Source organism: Stenotrophomonas rhizophila (assembly GCF_007667275.1).
GTDB classification, from domain to species: domain Bacteria; phylum Pseudomonadota; class Gammaproteobacteria; order Xanthomonadales; family Xanthomonadaceae; genus Stenotrophomonas; species Stenotrophomonas maltophilia_AE.
This window is the reverse complement of sequence record NZ_VDQT01000003.1, coordinates 211,537-233,790: the sequence shown is the minus strand read 5'-3', so window position 1 is coordinate 233,790 and position 22,254 is coordinate 211,537. Positions and strand designations below refer to the sequence as shown.

22 protein-coding genes are annotated in these 22,254 nt (G+C 68.4%); 7 read left to right on the top strand and 15 right to left on the bottom strand.

The annotated features are described in order from the left end of the window. Positions 1-97: 97 nt before the first annotated feature. The 6 genes from FSZ13_RS11650 to FSZ13_RS11625 form a co-directional block, all read right to left on the bottom strand. The gene (locus FSZ13_RS11650) at positions 98-766 is read right to left on the bottom strand and encodes a rhomboid family intramembrane serine protease (protein ID WP_145479829.1); all 669 of its coding nucleotides are present in this window, start codon (positions 764-766) and stop codon (positions 98-100) included. A gap of 84 nt (positions 767-850) precedes the next feature. Then, the gene (locus tag FSZ13_RS11645) at positions 851-1,312 is read right to left on the bottom strand and encodes an MGMT family protein (RefSeq protein ID WP_428999993.1); all 462 of its coding nucleotides are present in this window, start codon (positions 1,310-1,312) and stop codon (positions 851-853) included. Then, positions 1,219-2,130, bottom strand: coding sequence for a DMT family transporter (locus FSZ13_RS11640; RefSeq protein WP_428999992.1), 912 nt, complete (start codon positions 2,128-2,130; stop codon positions 1,219-1,221). The genes FSZ13_RS11645 and FSZ13_RS11640 overlap by 94 nt, the downstream gene beginning before the upstream one ends. A gap of 47 nt (positions 2,131-2,177) precedes the next feature. Continuing rightward, positions 2,178-3,533, bottom strand: a complete 1,356-nt coding sequence (gene gorA / locus FSZ13_RS11635) for a glutathione-disulfide reductase (RefSeq protein ID WP_145479825.1) — start codon at positions 3,531-3,533, stop codon at positions 2,178-2,180. A 59-nt stretch (positions 3,534-3,592) separates the two neighbouring features. Beyond that, on the bottom strand, positions 3,593-4,810 hold the full coding sequence (locus tag FSZ13_RS11630) for a DUF418 domain-containing protein (protein WP_260844161.1): 1,218 nt from the start codon (positions 4,808-4,810) through the stop codon (positions 3,593-3,595). 99 nt (positions 4,811-4,909) lie between these two features. Continuing rightward, positions 4,910-5,389 carry an FKBP-type peptidyl-prolyl cis-trans isomerase gene (locus tag FSZ13_RS11625; protein ID WP_145479823.1) on the bottom strand — a complete coding sequence of 160 codons (480 nt, stop codon included), beginning with the start codon at positions 5,387-5,389 and terminating at the stop codon, positions 4,910-4,912. 116 nt (positions 5,390-5,505) lie between these two features. Between FSZ13_RS11625 and FSZ13_RS11620 the strand changes: the two genes are divergently transcribed. The 3 genes from FSZ13_RS11620 (at position 5,506) to FSZ13_RS11610 (ending at position 8,530) form a co-directional block, all read left to right on the top strand. Then, positions 5,506-6,039, top strand: a complete 534-nt coding sequence (locus tag FSZ13_RS11620; RefSeq protein ID WP_145479821.1) for a C40 family peptidase — start codon at positions 5,506-5,508, stop codon at positions 6,037-6,039. Between the two features lie 131 nt (positions 6,040-6,170). After that, positions 6,171-6,950 (top strand): C40 family peptidase, encoded by a 780-nt coding sequence (locus FSZ13_RS11615; protein WP_145479819.1) that lies wholly within the window; start codon positions 6,171-6,173, stop codon positions 6,948-6,950. Positions 6,951-7,192: 242 nt separating this feature from the next. Further along, positions 7,193-8,530, top strand: a complete 1,338-nt coding sequence (locus tag FSZ13_RS11610; protein WP_145479816.1) for a sigma-54 interaction domain-containing protein — start codon at positions 7,193-7,195, stop codon at positions 8,528-8,530. A 2-nt stretch (positions 8,531-8,532) separates the two neighbouring features. Here the strand turns inward: FSZ13_RS11610 and FSZ13_RS11605 are convergent, their stop codons facing one another. From FSZ13_RS11605 to FSZ13_RS11575, 7 genes are all read right to left on the bottom strand, one after another. Continuing rightward, a complete protein-coding gene (locus FSZ13_RS11605; protein WP_145479814.1) occupies positions 8,533-9,882 on the bottom strand; it encodes a transporter in 1,350 nt (449 codons plus the stop codon). Positions 9,883-9,925: 43 nt separating this feature from the next. After that, positions 9,926-10,738 carry a hypothetical protein gene (locus FSZ13_RS11600; RefSeq protein WP_260844160.1) on the bottom strand — a complete coding sequence of 271 codons (813 nt, stop codon included), beginning with the start codon at positions 10,736-10,738 and terminating at the stop codon, positions 9,926-9,928. 8 nt (positions 10,739-10,746) lie between these two features. Then, entirely contained in the window at positions 10,747-11,448 is a 702-nt protein-coding gene (locus tag FSZ13_RS11595) for a C39 family peptidase (RefSeq protein ID WP_145479812.1), read from the bottom strand. Positions 11,449-11,601: 153 nt separating this feature from the next. Further along, complete coding sequence (locus FSZ13_RS11590; protein ID WP_145479810.1) at positions 11,602-13,119, bottom strand: adhesin; 1,518 nt, start codon at positions 13,117-13,119, stop codon at positions 11,602-11,604. Between the two features lie 42 nt (positions 13,120-13,161). Next, entirely contained in the window at positions 13,162-13,791 is a 630-nt protein-coding gene (locus tag FSZ13_RS11585) for a hypothetical protein (RefSeq protein WP_428999991.1), read from the bottom strand. A 5-nt stretch (positions 13,792-13,796) separates the two neighbouring features. Then, on the bottom strand, positions 13,797-14,327 hold the full coding sequence (locus FSZ13_RS11580; protein WP_145479806.1) for a hypothetical protein: 531 nt from the start codon (positions 14,325-14,327) through the stop codon (positions 13,797-13,799). A 301-nt stretch (positions 14,328-14,628) separates the two neighbouring features. Further along, positions 14,629-15,960 (bottom strand): dicarboxylate/amino acid:cation symporter, encoded by a 1,332-nt coding sequence (locus tag FSZ13_RS11575; protein ID WP_145479804.1) that lies wholly within the window; start codon positions 15,958-15,960, stop codon positions 14,629-14,631. 151 nt (positions 15,961-16,111) lie between these two features. Between FSZ13_RS11575 and FSZ13_RS11570 the strand changes: the two genes are divergently transcribed. From FSZ13_RS11570 to FSZ13_RS11555, 4 genes are all read left to right on the top strand, one after another. Continuing rightward, positions 16,112-17,818 carry an alkaline phosphatase gene (locus FSZ13_RS11570; protein WP_145480345.1) on the top strand — a complete coding sequence of 569 codons (1,707 nt, stop codon included), beginning with the start codon at positions 16,112-16,114 and terminating at the stop codon, positions 17,816-17,818. A 79-nt stretch (positions 17,819-17,897) separates the two neighbouring features. Continuing rightward, positions 17,898-19,181, top strand: a complete 1,284-nt coding sequence (gene tilS / locus FSZ13_RS11565) for a tRNA lysidine(34) synthetase TilS (protein ID WP_428999999.1) — start codon at positions 17,898-17,900, stop codon at positions 19,179-19,181. 36 nt (positions 19,182-19,217) lie between these two features. Continuing rightward, positions 19,218-19,478: an exodeoxyribonuclease VII small subunit gene (locus tag FSZ13_RS11560; protein WP_145479800.1), complete on the top strand. Its 261-nt coding sequence runs from the start codon at positions 19,218-19,220 to the stop codon at positions 19,476-19,478. After that, a complete protein-coding gene (locus tag FSZ13_RS11555) occupies positions 19,468-20,346 on the top strand; it encodes a polyprenyl synthetase family protein (RefSeq protein WP_145479798.1) in 879 nt (292 codons plus the stop codon). The genes FSZ13_RS11560 and FSZ13_RS11555 overlap by 11 nt, the downstream gene beginning before the upstream one ends. Before the next feature lie 64 nt (positions 20,347-20,410). On the opposite strand, the gene FSZ13_RS11550 is transcribed toward FSZ13_RS11555, so the two are convergent. Beyond that, positions 20,411-20,794: a DUF4870 domain-containing protein gene (locus FSZ13_RS11550; RefSeq protein WP_145479796.1), complete on the bottom strand. Its 384-nt coding sequence runs from the start codon at positions 20,792-20,794 to the stop codon at positions 20,411-20,413. A gap of 88 nt (positions 20,795-20,882) precedes the next feature. Beyond that, positions 20,883-22,253 (bottom strand): metalloprotease PmbA, encoded by a 1,371-nt coding sequence (gene pmbA, locus FSZ13_RS11545; protein WP_145479794.1) that lies wholly within the window; start codon positions 22,251-22,253, stop codon positions 20,883-20,885. Position 22,254 lies beyond the last annotated feature (1 nt).

Here is a 22,254-nt window from a genome sequence, read left to right as displayed (position 1 = left end):
AAGCCGAGCCCCGTCGCGGCCGGTAGGTCCCTGGCAAAGTAAAGGAGGAGGCGTCGGCCGCAGGCCGACGCCGGGGACACCTTTCGTCCGCGAGGGGCTACACGCTGCGCAGGTGATTGGGGCGTTTCGGGCCACCGGGCGGACGCCGCTTGAACGGCGGCTGGCCGCGCCAGTAACGGATCAGCAGCCAGCCGAACAGCATACCGCCGAGGTGCGCGAAATGGGCCACGCCGGGCTGCCAGCCGGTGGCGCCCAACACCAGTTCCATCACACCGAACACGATCACGAACGTGCGCGCCTTCATGGGGATGGGCGGGAACAGCAGCATGACGCGCTGGTTGGGGAACAACATGCCGTAGGCCAGCAACAGGCCGAATACGCCACCGGACGCGCCGAGCACGGTGGCCGGATCGGTCATCAGCGCGCCCACCAGCAGCTGGCATACGCCGGCGCCCGCGACGCAGACCAGGTAGTAGATCAGGAAGCGCTTCTCGCCCCAGGTCTGTTCCAGCGGCGCACCGAACATGAAGAGCGCCAGCATGTTGAAGAACAGGTGGCCGAAGCTGCCATGCAGGAAGCCATAAGTGAGCAGCTGCCACGGCTGGAAGTTGCCGCCCGGCGAGAACGGGTCGAACCCACCGCGCAGGGGCTGCAGCATGAACGGCTCGAAGGTGCCGTTGCCGAGCAGGAACGGCTGCTGCAGCAGGAACAGCACGATGTTGGCGATCAACAGTGCCTTGGTGACGGTGGGCAGTCGGGGGAACATGGGGGCATCCTTTGGAACCGCGCCCATCATAGCCGCGCCGAAGGCGCGGCGTGGTAGCGCCGGCCGTTGGCCGGCGTCCAACGCCTAGAGGGGTCCCCACAACGCAGCGTCCAGGTCCCCTTCCCCGCGCGGCATGTGCCGGACCCGGCCGCGTTCCATCGCCACCCCTTCGGCGCGCAGCCGCTGGTTCTGCTCGCGCCAGCCGCGCGAGCCCTCGGGCATTGCGATCCGGCCGTCTGAACGCAGCACCCGGTGCCACGGCAGGTCCGGGTCGTCGTTCATGCCCAGCACCCGCGCGGTCAGTCGCGCCCGGCCCGGCAGGCCGGCCTTGGCCGCCACCTGTCCATAGCCCATCACCTGCCCGCGCGGAATGGCGCGGATCACCGCCAGGATGCGCTCGCGGGCCTGCGCGGCGGCATCGGCCGCGGCGTCGACCGACGCCGCACGCTTGCTCACGCGCGCACGCGGCTGACCAGCAGCACGCCGACCAGCACCAGCGCCGTCCCCAGGATCTGCCAGGGGCCCATGGGTTCGTCGAGCAGCCATAGACTCATCACGATGGTGGACACCGGACCGAGCATACCCACCTGCGCGGCCAGCGACGAGCCGATCCGCTTTACCGCCAGCATGATCGCCAGCACCGGCAGCACCGTGCAGACGGTGGCGTTGACCAGCGACAGCCAGTACACCGGCGGCGGCGCCTGCAGCAGCGCCGGCAACGGGTGCAGCACGGCAAAGTGCAGTACGCACAACACACACGCCACGCAGCTGGCATAGGCAGTCAGGCGGATGGCGCCGATCCGCGCCACCACCTGGCCGCTGCCGAACAGGTACAGCGCGTAGCTGAGCGCGCTGGCGAAGACCAGCGCGCTGCCCAGCACGATGCGCCCGCCTTCCAGCTGCAGGTCATGCCCGAACGCCAGCAGCACGCCCAGGTAGCTCAGCACCAGGGCGGCCAGCTGCCACCGGCCGGGCCGCTTCTTCAGCAGCACCAGGCTGATCAGCAGCACCAGGGTCGGGTTGAGATAGAGGATCAGCCGTTCCAGGGTCACGCTGATGTACTGCAGGCCCTGGAAATCCAGCAGGCTGGACAGGTAATAGCCGGTGAAGCCCAGCCAGGCCACCTTGCCGCGGTCTGCCCACGACAGCGGCGCGGCGCGGCGCGCAGACCACACCGCCAGCAGCGCGAACAGCGGAAACGCCATCAGCATGCGCAGCGCCAGCAGCGTCGTGGCATCCACGCCATGGCGGTAGGCCAGTTTGACGATGACCGCCTTGCCGGATGCGGCGATGGCGCCGACGGCGGCGAGCAGCACACCGGAAGTAGCCAGGCGTCGGGACGAGGTAGGGAGAGCGTGCGACATCACCGTCATTGTCGCACCCCGGATCTCCGCGGTGGTGTTGATGCGGTTTACCGCATCAACACGACCTCTTCTGCGCTCGTGGGGTGAATCGCCACGGTGTCGTCGAGCTGGGCTTTGGTGACGCCCATCTTCACTGCCACCGCGAAGCCCTGCAGGATTTCGTCGGCGGATTCGCCGAGCAGGTGCACGCCGACCACGCGCTCGTCTTCGCCCACGCAGACCAGCTTGAACAGGCTGCGCTGGTTGGCGTCGGCCAGGGCCTGCAGCATCGGGCGGAAGTTGCTGCAGTACACCCGCACGTCGCCATGGCGCTGGCGCGCTTCCTCTTCGCTCAATCCCACCGCACCCAGCGCCGGGTGCGAGAACACCACGCTGGCAACATTCTCGTAGTCCATCCTGGCCTGCGGCTGGCCGCCGAACAGGCGGTCCATCAGCTTGCGCGCCGCCGCGATCGCCACCGGGGTCAGCCCGACCTTGCCGGCGATGTCGCCCACCGCATGCACGCTGGGCACGGCGGTGTCCTGCCAGTCGTCGACCTCGACCTCTCCCCGCTCGCCCACCGCGATGCCCAGTGCTTCCAGCCCGAGCCCGGCACTGTTGCCGCGGCGGCCGGTGGCGAAGAACACCTGGTCGAAACGCGGCTCGACCGGGCCATCGTGACCGTACGCCAGGATGTCGGTGCCGTCGCGACGCAGCTCGCGCAGCCGGTAGTTGAAGTGCAGGTGCACGCCCTGGTGGCGAAGGTTCTCGGCCAGCTGCGCGGTCAGTTCGGCGTCGAAGCGCTCGAGCAGGCGCTCGCCGCGCACCAGCAGGGTGACGCGGCTGCCCAGCGCCTGCAGCAGCCCGGCCAGTTCCACCGCGATGTAGCCGCCGCCGACGATCGCCACCCGCGCCGGCGCGCTGCACAGGTTGAAGAAATCATCCGATACCGAACCCAGCTCGGCGCCGGGGATGTCCGGACGCTGCGGGTGGGCGCCGGTGGCCAGCAGGATATGTTCACCGCTGATCCGGATACCGTCGCTGCACTCCACTGTGTGCGCGTCCAGCAGCCGGCCCTTGCGCGGCACCCGCACCACACCGGTGTCGTTCAGGCGCTTGAGGTAATTGGCGTGGATGTTGGCGATGTAGCCCTGGCGATGCACCACCAGTTCCTTCCAGTCCAGCGTGGGCCGGGTCGGCACGTCGAAGCCCATCGCCGCCGCAAGACCTACCCGCGCGGACAGATCGGCCGCCAGCCACATCGCCTTCTTCGGCACGCAGCCGACGTTGACGCAGGTACCGCCCAGTTCGCCGGGTTCCAGCATGGCCACCCGCTTGCCGTGCTGCGCGGCGCGGAACGCCGCGGCCAGGCCGCCGGAGCCGCCGCCGAGCACGATCAGGTCGTAATCAAAGTGCGTTGTCATGGCTGCAAGCATGCCACGCCGGCCCGCGCGTCAGGCGTGAGGATGCGGCAGGCACCGTCTCAGCGGCGCAACGCCGGCCAGCGGCCATAGGTCATCGCACGCCAGACCCATTCCAGCGGACCGAAACGGAAGTGGCGCAGCCACGCGTGACTGAGCAGCACCTGCAATGCGAACAGGGCCAGCGCGAACGGAACCTGCCAGGCGCGCGGCAGCGTTTCGAACGCGCCCAGCCCGTAGCCGTAGAACAACCACGTGCACACCAGCGACTGCAGGATGTACTGGGTCAGCGCCATCCGCCCCATCGGCGCAAGCACGCGCAGGCGCGCATGCCAGTGCACGATCCACGCCAGGTAGCCCAGGCACATCAACAGGCTGGCCAGCGACGACAGCGCGTAGGCCGCGCCGGTCACCGGCGTGAAGGTGCCGGGGGCCAGGTACGGCACCCACGCCGCGCTGGCCAGCATCAGCAGCAGGCCGACCGGCAGCGCGATCCAGCGCAGGCGACGGTACAACCGCTCGAACCGCGCCGGCTCGGCCAGCGCGCCGCTGCGCGCGAACCAGCTGCCCAGCAGGAACATGCCCAGCACTTCCGGACCGATGATCAGCGCGCCGGACAACGCGGTACCGAGATCGCTGGCGCGCTGCGCCACGGCCTGGCCGAAGCTGCCATGGCCGTACGCCTGGCGCTGCAGTTCAATGGTGTGCTGGCCCTGCGCGATGGCCGTGGCCATGCCACCGCCGTCGCCCTGCACCTGCGTGGCCAGCCCGACCATCGCCCCCAGCAGCAGCATCATCAGCGCGGCGCACAGGTAAGTGCCCACTCCCATCGCCGGCAACCAGCGTTGTGGTGCCTCGCGGGTGGCCAGCAGCGGCAGCGATACCAGGGCATAGACCACCAGGATGTCGCCGGACCAGACCAGCAGCGCATGGCACAGGCCGATCAGCAGCAGGCCGGCGCTGCGGCGCAGGTAGAAGGGGGTGAAATCGCGCCGCGCGGCTTCGGCGCGTTGCGCCATGATCGCGAAACCGGCGCCGAACAGCAGCGAGAACAGGGTGAAGAACTTGCCCTGTACCAGCACGTACACGGCCGCGTCGACCGCGTAGTCGAGGCCGGTCCAGTGCGGATCGATCCCGGTGAAGGCCAGGTCGAGCGGACCGCTCAAGGCTTCCATGTTCATCAACAGGATGCCGAGCAGCGCAATCCCGCGCAGGATGTCGATCACTTCGATGCGGTCGTTCGAGGCGACCGGCTGCAACGCGGGGGAACCAGGCTTCACGGGCGACTCGCGAACGGTGGCGGAAACAAAGACGGCCCGCCAGGGCGGGCCGTCGGGCCACGCGCTGCGTGGCTGCGGTAAACCGGCGTGGCGCCCGGTTCAGTGGTGATGACCACCATCACCGTGCACATGGCCGTGCTCGAGTTCTTCGGCGCTGGCTTCGCGCACGTCGACGATCTCCACCGAGAAGTGCAGGTCCTTGCCGGCCATCGGGTGGTTCAGGTCGACGTCGACCACGCTCATGCCGACCTTCTGCACGGTCACGGCGCGCGGACCGAAGTTGGTCTGCAGCACGACCTGCGAACCCGGAACCAGCTTCTCGTTGCCGAAATGCTTCTTCGGCACGCGCTGGGTCAGGCCATCGCGGCGCTCGCCGTAGGCATCGGCGGCCTTGACGTCCACCTCGAAGGACGCGCCGGCTTCCTTGTCCATCATGGCGTTTTCCAGGCCCGGGATGATGTTGCCGTGGCCGATCAGGATCGCCAGCGGGTCACGGTCCTTCGAGCTTTCGATCGGCTCCTGGCCCTGCTCGGCAACGGTGTAATGGAAGCGGACGACGCGGTCTTTCTCGATCTTCATGCAATGGACTCTTGTGCTGGCTGCCAGGGCAGACGGATGGGACGGGTTGTCGCCCGCCGGATACGCCGCCATCATGACGGCCTTCTGAGGTCGCGCATTATCCGGACATCACGCACATGACGCCAGTTCCGCGCCTGATCGGCCCGCTGTCGCGGCTCGCCGCCCTGCTCTGCTTGGCCACGCTGGGCGCCTGCGGCGGGGGCAAAACCACCCGCCCGGCCGCGCCGCCGGCCGCGCCCCAGGTCTGGCCCACGGTGGTGCCGAACGACCCGCAGGCAGCCAATGCGGTGCTGATGCGGGCGATCGGGCTGGTCGGCACGCCCTACCGCTACGGCGGCAACACCCCGGAATCCGGTTTCGACTGCAGTGGGCTGGTGGCCTATGTGTACCGGGAAATGCTCGACCTGAAGCTGCCGCGGACCTCGCGCGACCTGGCGGCGGTGCAGGGTCCGAAGATCGACCCGCAGCGGCTGGCGCCCGGGGACCTGGTGTTTTTCGGCGACCGCGGCAACGTCTTCCATGTCGGCATCTATGTCGGCGAGGGCCGCTTCGTGCATGCCCCGAGTACGGGCGGCACGGTCCGGCTGGATTCGTTGGCGGGCAGCTACTGGAAGCAGCACTACACGGGAGCCAAACGCGTACTTCACTGAAATGAATGGGGGCAAGGCTCAAAAATGTGATGTTGATCACGTTAATGTAAACGAAAATTTAACGGAATTTGTACTAAATCACACGTCTTACACGGCATCATCACCCATCGTTTTTATTCAGTGACCGCCGCGTGACGACAGCCGACCTGACGTGCCAAGGCCAGACCGCCGCTTTCCGGCGCACTGCCCGCCCCGCTCTTCTCGCTTTCGCCCTCTGCCTGGCCAGTGTTCCGGCCTGGGCACAGACCGCACCGACGACCGCCGTCGATGCCGCGTCGGTGGCCGCCGTTGCCGTCGTCGAAGCCCCCGCCGCCGCCAAGCCGAAGGCTGAAGCGCCGGTCCGCAGCAAGGCCGATGCCGCTGCCAGTGCCACCCTTGCCGCCCTGCTCCCGCACCTGGCGGCCAACGACACCATTCCGCTGATGGACCGCTCGGCGATGTTCGCCGGCGACCTCAGCCGCCTGCTTGCCAACTACGACGCCAGCACCGGTGCCAACGGCGCGGTGGTCGGCGGTGAGGCCGACAATGGCAAGGTGCAGTCGCTGCTGCGCCGTGCGATGACCCTGCTGGGCACGCCGTACCGCTGGGGCGGCACCTCGCCGGACAGCGGTTTCGACTGCAGCGGCCTGGTCGGCTACGTGTTCAAGACCGCGCTGGGCATCGAGCTGCCGCGCGTGTCGCGTGAAATGGCCCACGACGGCGAAGCCCAGCTGATCAACGACCGCAACGCGTTGGCCGCGGGCGACCTGGTGTTCTTCGGCCGCAAGGGCCGGGTCGACCACGTCGGCATCTACGTCGGCGAAGGCCGCTTCCTGCACGCCCCCAGCACCGGCAAGGACGTCCGCGTGGACAGCCTGGTCTCGGGCTATTGGGGCGGCAAGTTCATGCAGGCGCGCCGCGTCGAGCTCTGAATCGGCCCGGTTGACCCGCGCCACGAAAGGCCGCTGCCCTGCAGCGGCCTTTTTCGTTGGGCCCGGCGATGGCCGGTACCGACGGCAAACGGCGTTCTCCCTGTTGTCGTTCGCGCAATTCGCGTTGCACGCGACCAGCCCCTGCCGGGTCCGGCGGGGGCTGCTGGTTCCGGCGGGGGGCGGCCCGTCGGGGCGTGCCGACCTGTAGACACCGCCCGGGATCTTTTTCTCGAAGGTGACGCATGGCGGCAGTCCCTGAATTTCCGGCCCGGTGTGTAATCTGGTTTGGGCAACCCCACGCGGCCGAACGCGCCGCGCTTGCAGCGGAAGGTTGGCAGGTACGCGGGGTCGCCAGCGACCAGTGCGTGTCGATCGGCATGCGCAGCAACGACCTGGTAGTCGGGCTGCTGGACCTGCGCGGCCCTCCCCCGGCCCATCTGGACCATCTGCAGGGGCTGCTGGCGCAGCACCGGCACATGCGCCTGCTGGCGATCCTGCCGGCGGGTCCGCTGCCGGGCGATGTGCCGTTGCAGGCCCTGCTGGCGTGCTGCGTGGAAACCTGGACGGCGCCGCTGGACGTGGCCGGGCTGGTGCTGCGGCTGCAGCAGCTGGCCGACGGCGAGGCGCCGGGCCAGGCGGCCGGGGCCAAGGCCCTGGTCGGCGACAGCGCGGTGCTGCAGGTGGCGCGGGCGGCGCTGCGCAAGTTCGCGCCGGTCGAGCTGCCGGTGTTGATCACCGGGGAAACCGGAACCGGCAAGGAGCTGGCGGCGCAGGCGCTGCATGCGCTGTCGCCTCGCCATGGGCGCCCGTTCCTGGCGGTCAACTGCGGGGCGATTCCGCCGGCGCTGGTGCAGTCGGAGCTGTTCGGGCATGAGCGCGGCGCGTTCACCGGGGCGGCGACGCGGCGGCTGGGCCTGTTCGAGACCGCCAGCGGTGGCACCGTGTTCCTGGACGAGATCGGGGACCTGCCGCTGGATGCGCAGACCAATCTGCTGCGGGTGCTGCAGGAAGGCACGATCGAGCGGGTGGGCAGCAACCATCCGTTGTCGGTGGATGTGCGGGTGGTGGCGGCAACGCATGTGGACCTGGAGCAGGCGGTGGAACGCGGGCAGTTCCGCCGCGATCTGTTCTACCGGCTCAATGTGCTGCGCCTGCCGATGCCGCCATTGCGCGAGCGCGGCACCGACATCCTGTTGCTGGCGGAACACTTCCTGGCCAGCTTCCGGCGCCGCCATGTGACCCGCGCGCGCGGCTTCAGTACCGAGGCTGCACGGGCGCTGCAGCGCTTCAACTGGCCAGGCAATGTCCGCGAGTTGTTGAACCGGGTGCAGCGGGCGGCGATCGTGAGCGAAGCCGAGCTGATCGGCGTGGCCGACCTGGAGCTGTTGCCGCCGCAGGTGGAGATGCCGCAGCGGCTGCTGCACGATGCACGCCAGGCGGCCGAACGCGATGCCCTGCTGCAGGCGCTGCGCGACAACGCCTTCAACATCACCGCATGCGCGCGCACCATGCAGGTGTCGCGGGTGACGGTGTACCGCTTGTGCCGCAAGCATCAGTTGGCGTTGCCTGAGCTGCGTTGACCTCAAAGCATGTAAGGCACTTTGAACGCCAGGGTGAAATCCGGCGCGTCCGGGGTCAGGCCGATGCCCAGCAGGCTGACCAGCGTGGTCTTCTGGTTCAGCGCATAGGTGATGCCCAGATTCAAGGTGGCGGCATTCGCATCGCTGCCGACGATCTTGACCCACTGGCCGCCCTTGTAGCGGGTGGAGGCGCGGGCGCTGAGCTTGTCGCTGAAGGAGATGCTCAGGCTGGTGCGTTCGTTGAAGGCGAAGGCGACGCCGGCGCCGAAGTAGTAGGAGCCGCCGAGTTTCACGTCGCCGGGGTTGACGGTGTCGGGGTTGGCGTCGAGGTCGTCGAAGCTGTTTTCGAAGGAGTGGACGTAGCCGATGTTGGCGAACAGGATCGCCGGATCGGCGGTCTTCACTGCGGACAGGCCGATGTTGGCCTGCCACACGCCGTTGCCGGTGGGCTGCTCGCTTGGTACGGCGAAACGGATGAAGTCATCGTCGTCGCGCTGCAGCACTTTCCAGTCCAGGCCGTAGGGTTCGCGACCGGTGGGTGCGGTGGCGCCCACGGTGAGCACGGTTTCCGGCAGGCGACCGCGTTCGGAGAACAGTTTGTAGTTGGCGCTCAGGCTGACGTCGCCGATGCCGTTGCCGGTGGTTTCTTCCTGGGCGATGGCCGCGGCCGCGCCGCCGGCGCCGCCCTTCTGGAACACCGTCTTGCGCGCCAGGTAGGGCACGTCCAGGTTCAACGCCAGGCGCGGGGTAAGGCCCCAGCGTGCGGCCAGGTTGTAGGTAAGGGTGTCGGACTCGACGTTCTCGATCGCAATGTTGCCGAGGAAGATGGCGTCGAGCGCGAGGAAGCCGTTCAGGGTGAGCTGCTTGCGGTCGTAGCGCGCGTAGGTGAGGCTGTTTTCCAGGGTGAAGCGCCGGGTGAACAGCGTGGCGGTCTGCTGCTTGACGTCGTCGACGCTGCGCCGCGAGGCCTGTTTGGCTTCCTGGGCTTCTGCCGCGCTGCTGGCGTAGCCGTCGCCGCCGACCGGTGCGGCCGGAGTGGTCGCAGGCAATGGTTCGGGCGCGGCGGCAGCGGCGGCCAGCGGCGCGGTCTTGCCGCTCAGGCGGGCCTGCATGGCCTGCACCTGCATGTCCAGTTCGCGCAGCCGGCGCACTTCCTGGGCGTAGTTGGCCTTGAGCGTTTCCAGCTGCTGCATGAGCGCTTTGACATCGGCTTCGTCGGCCGGCGATACCGGCGCGTTCTGTGCGCCGGTGGGGGCCGGCGATGCCGGGGCGGTCTGCGCGGCGGCGGTGGTCGCCGATGCGAGTGCCAGCGCCGCCAGCGCCAGCGGGGTGCTGCGTATCGAGGTGTGCATTTCCTTGCCCTGCGGTTCTGTGTGGTTCCCCCACCGACCAGGATTACTGGCCGGGCCCAATGCCAACACCGCGCACCAGGTTCATCGCCTGGGCCACGTTCTGGTTGAGCGATCCGCTGCTGGCCAGCGTCTGCCGGACCAGGTCGATCTGCATGCGGTTGCGTACCGCCTGGCCGTCGCTGCTGATCGCGATGCTCTGCCCGACGCTGCCGTTGCGGATCCACTGCTGCACCTGGCCAACGCCCTGGATGTCCAGCTTGACGCTGGCGCTGCTGCCATCCTGCTGGGCCACGGCGCTGACGCCACCCTGCTGCGCGCTGGCCTGCTGCACGCCTGCCTGCTGCACCACGGCTGGCTGCACGCCTGCCGGGTCGGACGCCGGCGGTGCGCTGCCTTCGCGCACGTTCAACTGGGTGCTGTTGCTGGCCACGTTGTTGTCGCCGGCCACCTGCACGCTCTGGGTCAGGCCGGCCACGTTCTGCAGGCCGCTGGAATCCACGCTGCGTCCGGGCGTCACCGGCAGCGGCGCGTCGGCGGCGGTGACGGTCACGCTGGGCGTGAAGCTGACCTTCGGGGCCTGGGTGCCGTGGCTGAAGTCCATGCCCAGGGTCAGCGCGCTCTGCGCCGACTGGTTGCCGGCCTGCCACTGCGACACCATGGTCACGCCGAACCAGGCGACCGACGTCCCGTTGACCGTGTAACGGCCGCGCATGAGGTTGAGTTCCGGATCGGGGATCTCGCTCAATCCCTTGCCGGGCCGTCCCTGCTCGGCGCGCGGCGCATCCGCTGCGAGGACCGGGGCCGTGCCCAGCAGGGCAAGCAGCATCGCGACCGGCGTCCATGGGGTGGTGTTCATGATGTCTCCTAGAACAGATCTGCGTGGGTGAAACCGAAGTCGACCAGTTCCGCGTCGGTGATCGGCCCCTGCCGCGCATACAGCGAACGTGCACTGGGCCGTTCACCGGGCTGCAGCAACACCGTGTTGCGGTCGAAATCGGTACCGATCACGACGAACACGGCCCGCGACGGCCATGATTCGAGAAATTCGTTGATGGGAACGCTGCGGTTGCCCAGGATCGGGTCGGCCACGTCCACCAGATCGCCACGGACCTGCTTGAGGACCACGAAATGGCGGAAGCCGCGTACATCCATCAACACCAGTCCGGGCACGCGCAGTGAGCGCAGGCGCTCTTCGTTGACGCGGTAGCCGCGCCCACGCATGCCCATCGATTCCACATACCGTTTGATGTCCAGCAGCGAAAAGCCGCGCTGGTGGACCAGTTGGGGGTCCGAAACCCCCATCATGCCTTCGATGACCGTGCCTTCGTCCGCGTCCAGGTGGTAGGCGTAACGCAGGATCGTGGCCAGTGCGGCCGCGCCGCAGCTGTAGTCGGTGTGCTGGCGCACCACGTTGCGGAAGCGCCGTTCCTGCATGCTCTCCACCTTCTGGGTGAACACCGCACCATTGGGCAGCACGCCACTGAAGGCCACGTCGCCCGCGCGCGAGGCGCCGACCGGCAACATCAACAGCGACAACGCGCAGCACAGGGCTCGGGTGGACCACATCGGCGAGGCTCCGGGGATGACGCAGGAAAGGAAAGGAAGGAGCCCCTGCCCCAAAGGGGGAGGATGGGACAGGGGCTCCCGGGGGAACCCGGCCATTGGCGGATGACCGGGCTTGTTGCGCTAAACGCGTACTGCTTGCGAAAGCGGACAGGCTTACTCGCCGCCACCGCCGCCCGGGTTGCCGCCGGTGGACGGCTGCGCCACGGCCAGGGCCAGGCTGTTGGCCTGCAGGTTGCCGGTGCCGGCCGCCACGTTCACCCCGATGTTGCCGGAGGCGCCGCGGAACGCATCGCCGGACAGCGAGGCGTTGTTTTCGGCCTTCTCGACCACCCAGCGGGTGGTGGCCACGGTGCCGCTCAGGCTGGCATGCAGGTCGGCATAGCCGACTTCGCCGTAGGCCAGCACACCCTGCTCTTCGGTGTCGAAGGCAAACCCGCCCACGCCTTCGCGGTTCGGGTTCTGCACGGCGCCCTGGGTATCGGAGTCGAAGTCGATATGCCCGGTCGAGTCGCCGCCGGAATGGCTCTCGCCGCTCCAGCTGTCGGCGTACAGGTTCGACTGCTGGAAGGCCTCGCCTTCGCCACGGTAGGCACCCACGCCGATGGCCGCGGTACCGCCGCGCACGTTGCCACGCAGGGTGACCTGGGTGGTGTCACGCATCGCCTTCACGTAACCCTCGTTGGACACGCTGTTCTCGGCGGAGACCTGGTTGGAGCTGATGCTGGCGGTCGCCATGCGCGCAGTGGACACCGAAGCCGCCAGGGCGTTCTTCTGCTCGTTGTTGTTGCCGGCAGCGCTGTTGACGCCGATGTTGCCGGTGGCGCCGCGGAACGCGTTGCCGCTGAGGCTGGAGTTGTTGGCCACGCCGTCGTTGTAGGTGCGGTTGCCGGCGCCGTACTGGTTCACGTACACCTGCGCATCGGACATGCCGAAGGTGAACGATGCATCGGCAGCGGACAGCGACGCGGCGTTGTCCTGGGCATTGTTGTCACCGGCGGCGGTGTTGAAGCCGAGGTTGCCCGACGCGTCCTGCGCCACGTTCTCGCTGATCGACGCGTTGTTTTCCAGCAGCTCGTTGTCGCCATGGTTGTCGGTGATCGACTGGCGGTTGTCGATGATGGCGATCGCCGCCGAGTCGACGGCCAGGTCACCCGACACGGTCGGACGGCCACGGAACTGGATGTCCGCGCCCACCTGCAGGTCCGATTCCAGGTTCACGTCGACGCCGTGGTTGTTCTTTTCCTTGCGCTCGTCGGCGCGGATGTCGCTGTTCTTGGTGACGTTCTCGTTGACGGTGACGTCACGGTTGTGGGTCACGTCGCGGGTTTCGGTGTAGCTCTTGGTGGTGGTTTCGGTGTTGGTGTCGCTGCTGGCGTTGGTGGTGCTGTTGTTGCGTACGCGGGTGCGCGAATCCCAGTCGTTGCGGATGTTGGTGTCGATGTTGGTATCGATGTCCGTATCGATGCTGGTATCGATCGCCGTGGTGATGTCGGTGTCGATGTTGGTGTCGACGTCGGTATCGACGTCGGTGTTGAGGTTGGTGCGCGTCTCCCACACGTTATGGATGTGGTTGATGAACGCACTCTGGTTCTGGTTGTCCTGTGCGGAAGCAGATGCGGTGGCCACAACAGCGATGGCCAGTGCCAGTACCGTCTTGTTCATGGTGTTCATGATGCCCTCTCTCTTCACGGTCAATCGGGTGGATGGAACTGCTCACGGGGTGGATTGCACCGACATGCTCAATTGATTGGCAGTGGTGTTGCCGGTACCCGCGATTTGATTGAGTTGCAGAACGCCGTCGAATCCCTGCAGCGCGGTGTCCTCCACGGCGACACTGCGGGTTCCGGCGGTTCCACCGCGTGCTGCGGTGCCCTGCCCCCCTGCTGACGCGAGTGCCCCCGACGCGGCCAGGGCCTCGTCGTTCGTCTCGCGTATGCCCTGTTGCGCCAGCGTGGCCGTGACGATGTTGAGCGTCGCGTTGCCGATACCGCTGGCCTGGTTGATCATGGCGACGCCGTTGGCGCCGCCGAGTGCCTGCCCGCCAATGCTGGCGCGGGCGTCGAGCGCGGCAGTGGCGCGTACACGGTTGTTGGAATGCAGTTGCCGCGCGTCGATGTCGACCTGCGCGGTGTCGCCGCTGGCGATCCCCAGCAGGTTGGCCTGCTGGTTGAGATCGCCCGCGGCCATGTTGACCACGATCGCGCCATCGGCTCCGCTCAGCGCGCGGCCGTCCAGGCGGGTGTGGTTGAGGTAGCCCAGCATGCCCGCGTAGTCATCGACCTGCTGCGCGCACAGCGGCAGCGGCACCACGGACACCAGGCCCAGCGACAGCAGGACGGCCATGCGCTTCATTTGCCGTTCCCACCGGTCGGCTGGCCCAGCGGGAACTGGGCCAGGGCGCCACGCACCTGGTCGCCGATGCCGCGGGTGGCATTGCCCACCGCCCCCATCGGGCCGCCGATGCTGCGGCCCAGTGAATTGCCGGACAGCACGCCGCTGGTGGTGGCGCGTCCGAGCGTGTTGTTGACCGTACCGGTGGTGACGCGCTCGACCGTAGTGGGGTGGTGGGGCGATGCGATGCCCGCATTGGAGCCAAGCGAGGCGTAATCGTCGTCGCTCAGTTCGTCCATGCCGTTGGGCGTGCCCAGCGCGCCGCTGACTTCGCGGCGCGGCGAGGGATCGGCGATCAATGCCACGCCCGGCGGTGCGGGCCGGTACGCCGGTCGCGCTGAGACGTCGCGCAGCAGGACGATTTCGCCCGGTTGCGGTTTCACGCCCTGGCGTGCGCCCGAGGCCTGTACGGCTGCCGGTGCCAGCAGCAGCGCCGCCACCACCCACGCCATCGTGCCTGCCCTGCCTGCTGCGTGAACGCTGTCCATTGCGACCTCCCGTCAAGATGCGGAGGGAGGGAGCAGTTATCGTGCCAACTTCCAAAGCCACGTTTCATGGGGGTTTCGGCCCGTCTCTGGAGCGCTGCTGCAACGTTGTTGTTACACCTGCGCGGCGTTCACGCCGCCTGAACACGTCGACCACGCTGGCCGAGCCCTTATGACGCCTGCTTCACACCGGGGTGTATCAGGACTGTTACAGCGCGCGATACAGCTGTCACAGCGCGCAGTCAGCCAATGAAAAACGGGCCGGCAGTGCCGACCCGTCCGTATCCAGCCCGTGCCGCTGCGCTCAACGCGCGGCCGGCTCGTCGCCTTCGTCCACGCCAAGACTGGTGGACGGGTTGTCGTACACCTCGCGGTCGAGCAGGCCGGTTTCCTTGGCCACCAGCACCGGCACCAGCATCTGCCCGGTCACGTTGGTCATGGTGCGCATCATGTCCAGGATCCGGTCGATGGCGTACAGGTAACCGATGGTCTCCAGCGGCAGGTTGGCCGCGCTCAGCACCACCGTCGCCATCACCACCGCCGTGCCCGGCACCCCGGCGGTGCCGAAGCTGCCCAGTACCGAAGCGATCAGCACCACCAGATACTGCTCCGGGCTGAGTGGCACACCGGTGTACTGGGCGATGAACACCGCGCACAGCGCCGGGTAGATCGCCCCGCACCCATCCATCTTGATGCTGGCGCCCAGCGGCACCGCGAACGAGGCATAGTCCTTGTTCACGCCCAGGTTGTGGGTGATCGAGCGCATCGCCGCCGGCATCGCCGCGAAGCTGGACGAACTGACGAACGCCACCTGCATGCCCGGCGCGGCGCCGCGGAAGAACTTCAGCGGGTTCAGTCCGTGCACCAGCAGCAGGCTGCCGTACACCAGCACGATGTGCAGCGCGCAGGCGACGTACAGGGCCAGCACGAAGTTGCCCAACGGCAGCAGCTTCTCGAAGCCGTAGCTGCCGACCAGGCCGGCGATCAGGCCGAACGTACCCAGCGGGGTCATCTCCAGCACGAAGCGGGTGACCTGGATCATGATGTCGCTCATCTGCCCGGTCAGCCTGCGCGCCTCGGCGACCTTGTCGCCCAGCTTGACCATGGCAAAGCCCAGCAGGCCGGCGAAGAAGATCACCGGCAGGATCGAACCGCGCCCTGCGGCCAGCACGGTTTCACCCGCCGCGTTGACCCGGGTGCCGATCCCGGTCAGTGCGTAGAACACGTTGGACGGGACCACGTCCATCAGCACCTTGACCACGCTGGGCACCTCGCGCGGGGTGTAGCCATGGTCCATGCTCAGGCTGAGGTTGCCGGTGCCCGGCTGCATGATCGTCCCCACCAGCAGGCCGATGCCGACCGCCAGCGCGGCGGTGATGATGAACCACAGGAAGGTGCGCCCGCCGAGCGCGGCGACCGACTTCTGGCCGTGCAGCGAGGAAATCGCGTTGATCACCGCGAAGAACACCAGCGGCACCGCGATCATCTTGATCAGGGTGACGTACAGGTCGCCAAGCGGGCCGAACCAGACTTCGGCCGCGGGACCCAGCAGCCAGCCGGCCAGCGCGCCCAGCACGAAACCGCCGAGTACACGCTGCCAGAACGGGATCCGCAGCCAGGCAGACACCAGCGCCATGAGCATTCCAGGAAGAGAGTGATACAGCGGATCACCTTAGCCGAACCGGCCCGCGCGGACGAGGCGCACAGGGAAAATCAGCGTGTCATCGGCGTGCCTTGCGGCGTTCTGCATAATGAACGCCCGTTTCATCCGTGAGATCCGCGCGTCCATGCCCCGTTCCACCCCCCTGCTGGCGGCTGTCGCCACCACCCTGCTGCTCGGCGCCTGCGCCACCCCCGCCTCCTCCTCCCGCGCCAGCGCCGGCTCCGTTCAGGTCGATGTACCGGCAGTAGCCCATCCGGCCGGTGAAACCCCGCAGTGGTGGTACCGCAGCGGCGCCGCACGCGCCGCCGGCAGTGGCGCGATGGAAGGCCGCGCGAAGAACGTGATCCTGTTCCTGGGCGATGGCATGAGCCTGACCACCGTGGCCGCCGCGCGCATCTTCGAAGGCCAGCGCAACGGCAACCCCGGCGAGGAAAACCTGCTGTCGTGGGAGCGCTTCCCGGCCACGGCGTTCAGCAAGACCTACAACACCGATTCGCAGACCCCGGATTCGGCCGGCACCATGACCGCCATCACCACCGGGGTGAAGACCCACATGGGCGCCATCGGGGTCAGCGCGGGCAGCCGCAGCGACTGCGCGGACAGTCTGGGCAAGGGCCTGCTGACATGGCTGCAGCTGGCCGACAGCGCCGGCATGGCCACCGGCGTGGTCTCCACCGCGCGCCTGACCCACGCCACCCCGGCGGCGACCTATGCCCATGCGCCCGAGCGCAACTGGGAAAGCGACGCCGACCTGCCGGAAGCGGCAAAGGCCGCCGGCTGCCAGGACATCGCCCAGCAGCTGCTGTCGACCTCGCGCTACGGCCGCGGGCCGCTGGTCGCGCTGGGCGGCGGCCGCGCCCAGTTCACCACCGTGGAAGAGACCGACCCGGAGTACGACGACAAGGTGGGCCTGCGCCTGGACGGACGCAGCCTGGTCGGCGAATGGAAGCAGGCGCATCCGCAGGGCGCGTATGTGTGGAATTCCCGGCAGCTGCAGGCCGCGGCCAGCGCCCCGGCGATCCTGGGCCTGTTCGAACCGGACCACATGCGCTACGAGGCCGAGCGCAGGGAAGACCCCTCCGGTGAGCCGAGCCTGGCCGAGCTGACCCGGGCCGCCATCGCCAACCTCTCGCGCCACAAGGAAGGCTATGTGCTGATGGTGGAAGGTGCGCGCATCGACCATGCCAACCACAGCGGCAATGCCTACCGCGCCCTGAGCGATACCGTGGCCCTCTCCGATGCGGTCCGCGCAGCGGCGGAGGCCACCTCCGACCAGGACACCCTGATCATCGTCACCGCCGACCATTCGCACACGCTGAACTTCGTCGGTTACCCCGCCCGCGGCAACCCGATCCTGGGCAAGGTCAAGGACAAGGGCGGCGAAGACGGCGCCGGCGCGCTGGACCTGGCCCGCGACGGCACCGGCCTGCCCTACACCACCCTGAGCTACGCGAACGGCCCGGGCTTCACCGGCGCCAGCAACCAGCAGCCGGCCGGCCCCAAGACCTACCCGCATGCGCCGAGCAGCTTCGACCCGGTCAAGGGCCGCCCGGACCTGACCCACGTCGATACCGAGCACCGCGATTACATGCAGGAAGCGCTGGTCCCGATGAAGAGCGAAAGCCACGGCGGCGAAGATGTCGGCATCTGGGCCCGCGGCCCCGGCAGCAGGGCGGTGCGCGGCACCATGGAGCAGAACGCGATCTACCACATGATCGTGCAGGCCACCCCGCGCCTGCGCGAGCGCCTGTGCCAGGCCGGCACCTGCGACGCCCACGGCGTGCCGGTGGAACTGCCGACGCCGAAGGCGTTCGAGCGCACCGTCGAGTAGCGCCACGTCCACAACGATTCCGATGGCGATGGATTGCGTCAACGCCGATACTGCAGACGTGCCTGACCCCATCGCCCCGATCAGTCCCCTGCCCCCCGTGCCCGACCTGCCCGCTCCGGTGCTGGTCGGGTTCAGTGGCGGGCTGGATTCGACCGTGCTGCTGCACTGGCTTTCGCAGTCCGCCGTGCAGCGTGCGGCGGGGCTGCACGCGGTGCACGTGCACCACGGTCTGCAGGCCGAGGCCGACCGCTGGGCCGCGCATTGCCAGGCGATCTGCACGGCGTGGTCGATTCCCCTGCAGGTGGTCCACGTCAACGTGCCACGCGACACCGGCGAAGGGCTGGAAGCCGCCGCACGGCACGTGCGCCGTGACGCCTTCGCGAGGGTCCTGCGCGACGGCGAACACCTGGCCCTGGCCCACCACCGCGACGACCAGGCCGAAACCTTCCTGCTGCGTGCGCTGCGCGGTTCCGGCGTGGACGGGCTGGCGGCGATCCGCGCGCATGCGCCGTTCGCCGCCGGGTCGATCTGGCGCCCGCTGCTGCAGCTGCCGCGCAGCGCGCTGCTGGCCCACGCCGAAGCGCATGCGCTGCGCTGGATCGAAGACCCCAGCAACGCCAGCGACGCGGCCGACCGCAATTTCCTGCGCCTGCATGTACTGCCGTTGCTGCAGCAGCGCTGGCCGCAGGCCGATGCGGCGTTTGCGCGCAGTGCCGAGCTGAGCGCCCAGGCGCAACGCCTGCTGGACGCCAGCGACCACGACACGCTGCGGCGCTGCACGGTCTCGCCCGGCGTGCTGGACTGCGCGCGCCTGCAACGGCAACCGCGCGAACGCCGCGCACGGCTGCTGCGGCACTGGGTCCGCAGCGCCGGACAACCCCCGCTGCCGGCGGCCGGAGTGCAGGCGATCGAACGCGAGCTGCTGCCCGCCACCCAGGACGCCGATGCGCAGTTCAGCTGGCAGGGTGTGCGCATCCGCCGATGGCGCGGCCATCTGTACCTGCTGCCGATGGCGCTGGCCCTGCCGCTGGACTGGAGCGTGCACTGGGACGGTTCCAGCCCGCTGGCGCTGCCCGATGGCGGTGAACTGGCCCTGCTGGGCTGCCGCCGACTGGCCACCCCGGTGCAGGTCAGCGCACGCCGTGGCGGGGAGCGCATCCAGCTGCCGGGCCGCAGCCATACCCATGCGCTCAAGGACCTGCTGCAGCAGCGTGGGTTGCCGCCCTGGCAGCGCCGCCAGCTGCCGCTGCTGTATGCGGGCGACACCCTGCAGGCTGCAGGTGACCGGGTGATCGCCGCGCCGCTGCAGCAATGGCTGGATGAACACAGTGCGCAGCTGCGCTGGATCCCGGGCGCGGCCTGAATTGACCCCCCGCGGCGAGCGCATCACACTTGTCGCATGGCCAAGAAATCCCCCACTGACGCCTCCCCGGTCGCCCACTTCGAGCATTCGCTGGAAGAACTGGAGCAACTGGTGGAGAAAATGGAAACCGGCGAGATGAGCCTGGAACAGTCGCTCAGCGCCTACGAGCGCGGGGTCGGGCTGTACCGCCAGTGCCAGCAGGCGCTGGAACAGGCCGAGCTGCGCGTGCGCCTGCTCAGCGACCCCGCCCGCCCGGACACCGCCGAGCCGTTCGACCCGCCCAGCCATGACGGTTGAATCCACGTTCGCGCGTTGGCGCGATCGCATCGAAAGCCAGCTCGACGCCAGCCTGCCCCCGCCGCACCACGCACCACAGCGCCTGCATCAGGCGATGCGCTATGCGGTACTGGGCGGCGGCAAGCGCATGCGCCCGCTGCTGGTCTACGCCAGCGGGCAGATATTCGGCGCCGACGAGGCTGCGCTGGACGCGCCGGCAATGGCCGTGGAGCTGATCCACGCGTATTCGCTGGTGCATGACGACCTGCCGGCGATGGACGACGACGCATTGCGCCGCGGCCGCCCCACCACGCACATCGCCTTCGACGAAGCGACCGCGATCCTGGCCGGCGATGCGTTGCAGACCCGCGCGTTCGGCCTGCTCGCCGACGCCGCGTTGCCGCCGCTGCTGCGCGTGCACTGCCTGCAGGCGCTCACCCACGCCTCGGGCGCGGCCGGCATGTGCGGTGGCCAGGCCCTCGATATCGATGCCACCGGCCACGCGCAGCCGCTGGCCGACCTGCAGCACATGCACGCCCTGAAGACCGGCGCACTGATCCGCGCGGCGGTACGCATGGGCGCGTTGTGCGGCGACGCCGCGCAGGCCGACCTGGCCCAGCTGGACGACTTCGCCAACGCGCTGGGCCTGGCCTTCCAGGTGCGCGATGACATCCTGGACGTGGAAGCCAGCTCCGAGCAGCTGGGAAAGACAGCAGGCAAGGACCAGGCGCAGGCCAAGTCCACGTTCCCGGCATTGTTGGGCATGGACGGCGCGAAGGCCGAGTTGGCCGTACTCAGCGAGCGGATGCAGGCAAGCCTTGCCGGGTACGACGAGCGCGCCGATGCATTGCGTGCATTGGGACGTTTGGCAGTCGAGCGCAATCACTGACGGTAGGTACCAAAAAAAACGCCCGGCATTGCCGGGCGTTTTTTGCATTCCTGCAGGACAGGAATTATTTGATCAGGCGCAGGGTGAACGGGTAACGGTAGGCCTCGCCGTTGTTCGCCTTCACCGCGGCGATGATGCAGAACACGATGTTGAGGATGCCGACCAGCGGCGCCAGCAGGCCGCCGATGATCACGATCATCAGGATGAAGCAGATGATCATCGCCAAGGTGATGGTGATCTGGAAGTTCAGCGCTTCCTTGGCCTGGTCGGTGACGAAGCCCTTGCTGCTGTCGTCCTTGCTGATCAGCCAGATGATGAGCGGGCCGATGAACCAGGTGAAGATGCCCAGCAGGTGCGCGGCCAGCGCCATGGTGCGCTGGTCGCTGGGAACCGGGCCGACGCTGGTCGGCGGCGGCGGCGGGGCGGTGACGTTGTCGAATTCGCTCACGTGAAACTCCTTATCCAGTGTGTGGGTGGTGCGTGGCAGGCTCCCCGCCTGCCCAGGCAGCCGCCACAGGATACGTCAATCGATGCCGTCAATCGTTACCGGCCACGGTCATTCGTCCCACCAGGATCGAGCCGACCTGCACGTGCGAGCGGCGATCGATATCGCTGCCCACCGCTTCGATCGACGCGAACATGTCCTTGAGGTTGCCGGCGATGGTGATGCCGTCGACCGGGTACTGGATCTCGCCGTTTTCCACCCGGAAACCACCGGCACCGCGCGAGTAGTCGCCGGTCACGCCGTTCACCCCCTGCCCCATCAGCTCGGTGACCAGCAGGCCCTCGCCCATCTGCCGCGCCATCGAGGCGAGGTCAAGATCGCCACTCGCACGGACCAGCAGGTTGTGCACGCCGCCGGCGTTGCCGGTGGTCGCCAGGCCCAGCTTGCGCGCTGAATAGCTGCCCAGCACGTAGCGCTGCAGGACACCAGCTTCGATCAGCGCCGAATCGCGGGTGGCCACGCCGTCGCCATCGAAGGCGGTCGAACGCAGTCCACGGCGCAGCAGGGGACGCTCTTCCACCGCGAACCAGTCCGGGAACAGCTGCGTGCCCACGCTGTCCAGCAGGAAGCTGGCCCGGCGGTACAGCGCCCCGCCCGACACCGCGCCCAGCAGGTGGCCGATCAGTGAGCGTGCCACTTCCGGCGCATACAGCACCGGCATCTGCGCGGTGGCCATCGAACGCGGCTGCAGGCGGGCCACGGTGCGCTCGGCGGCTTGGCGCCCGATCGACGCGGCATCCTCCAGGTCTTCCCGGGCCAGTGCACTGCTGTACCAGCCGTCGCGCTGCATGCCATCGCCCTGTCCGGCGATCAGCGCGCAGCCCACCGAATGGTGGCTGCTGCGGTCGCGGCCGATGAAGCCGTGCGAGTTGGCGTACACCGACAGGCTGGTGGCGGTGGCGGCCGAGGCGCCGTCGGAATTGCTGATGCGGGCGTCGGCGTCGCGCCCGGCGGCCTCGCAGGCCAGCGCCAGGTCCACCGCCTGGTCGGCCTGCAGCGCCCACGGGTGCCAGCTGTCCAGGTCGGGGAACTCGCGCGCCATCAGCGCCGGGTCGGCCAGCCCGGCGGCCGCATCGTCTTCGGTATGCCGGGCGATCGCGCAGGCCTGGGCCACGGTGGCCTCGAGACTGGCCGGCTGCAGGTCGGCGGTGCTGGCGCTGCCCTTGCGCTGGCCGAAGTACACGGTCACGGCGATGCCGCGGTCGCGGGTGGATTCCACCGTTTCGACCTCGCCCAGGCGCACGTTCACGTCCAGCCCGCGTTCTTCGCTGCAGCTGACTTCGGCCTGGCTGGCGCCCATCGCCCGGGCCCGGGCCAGCAGCTGCTGGGAAATGTCGGCCAGCTGTTCCAGGCGCTGCAGGCTGTCGTCGGCGGCGGGCGCTTCAGGGGAGATCACGTTCAAT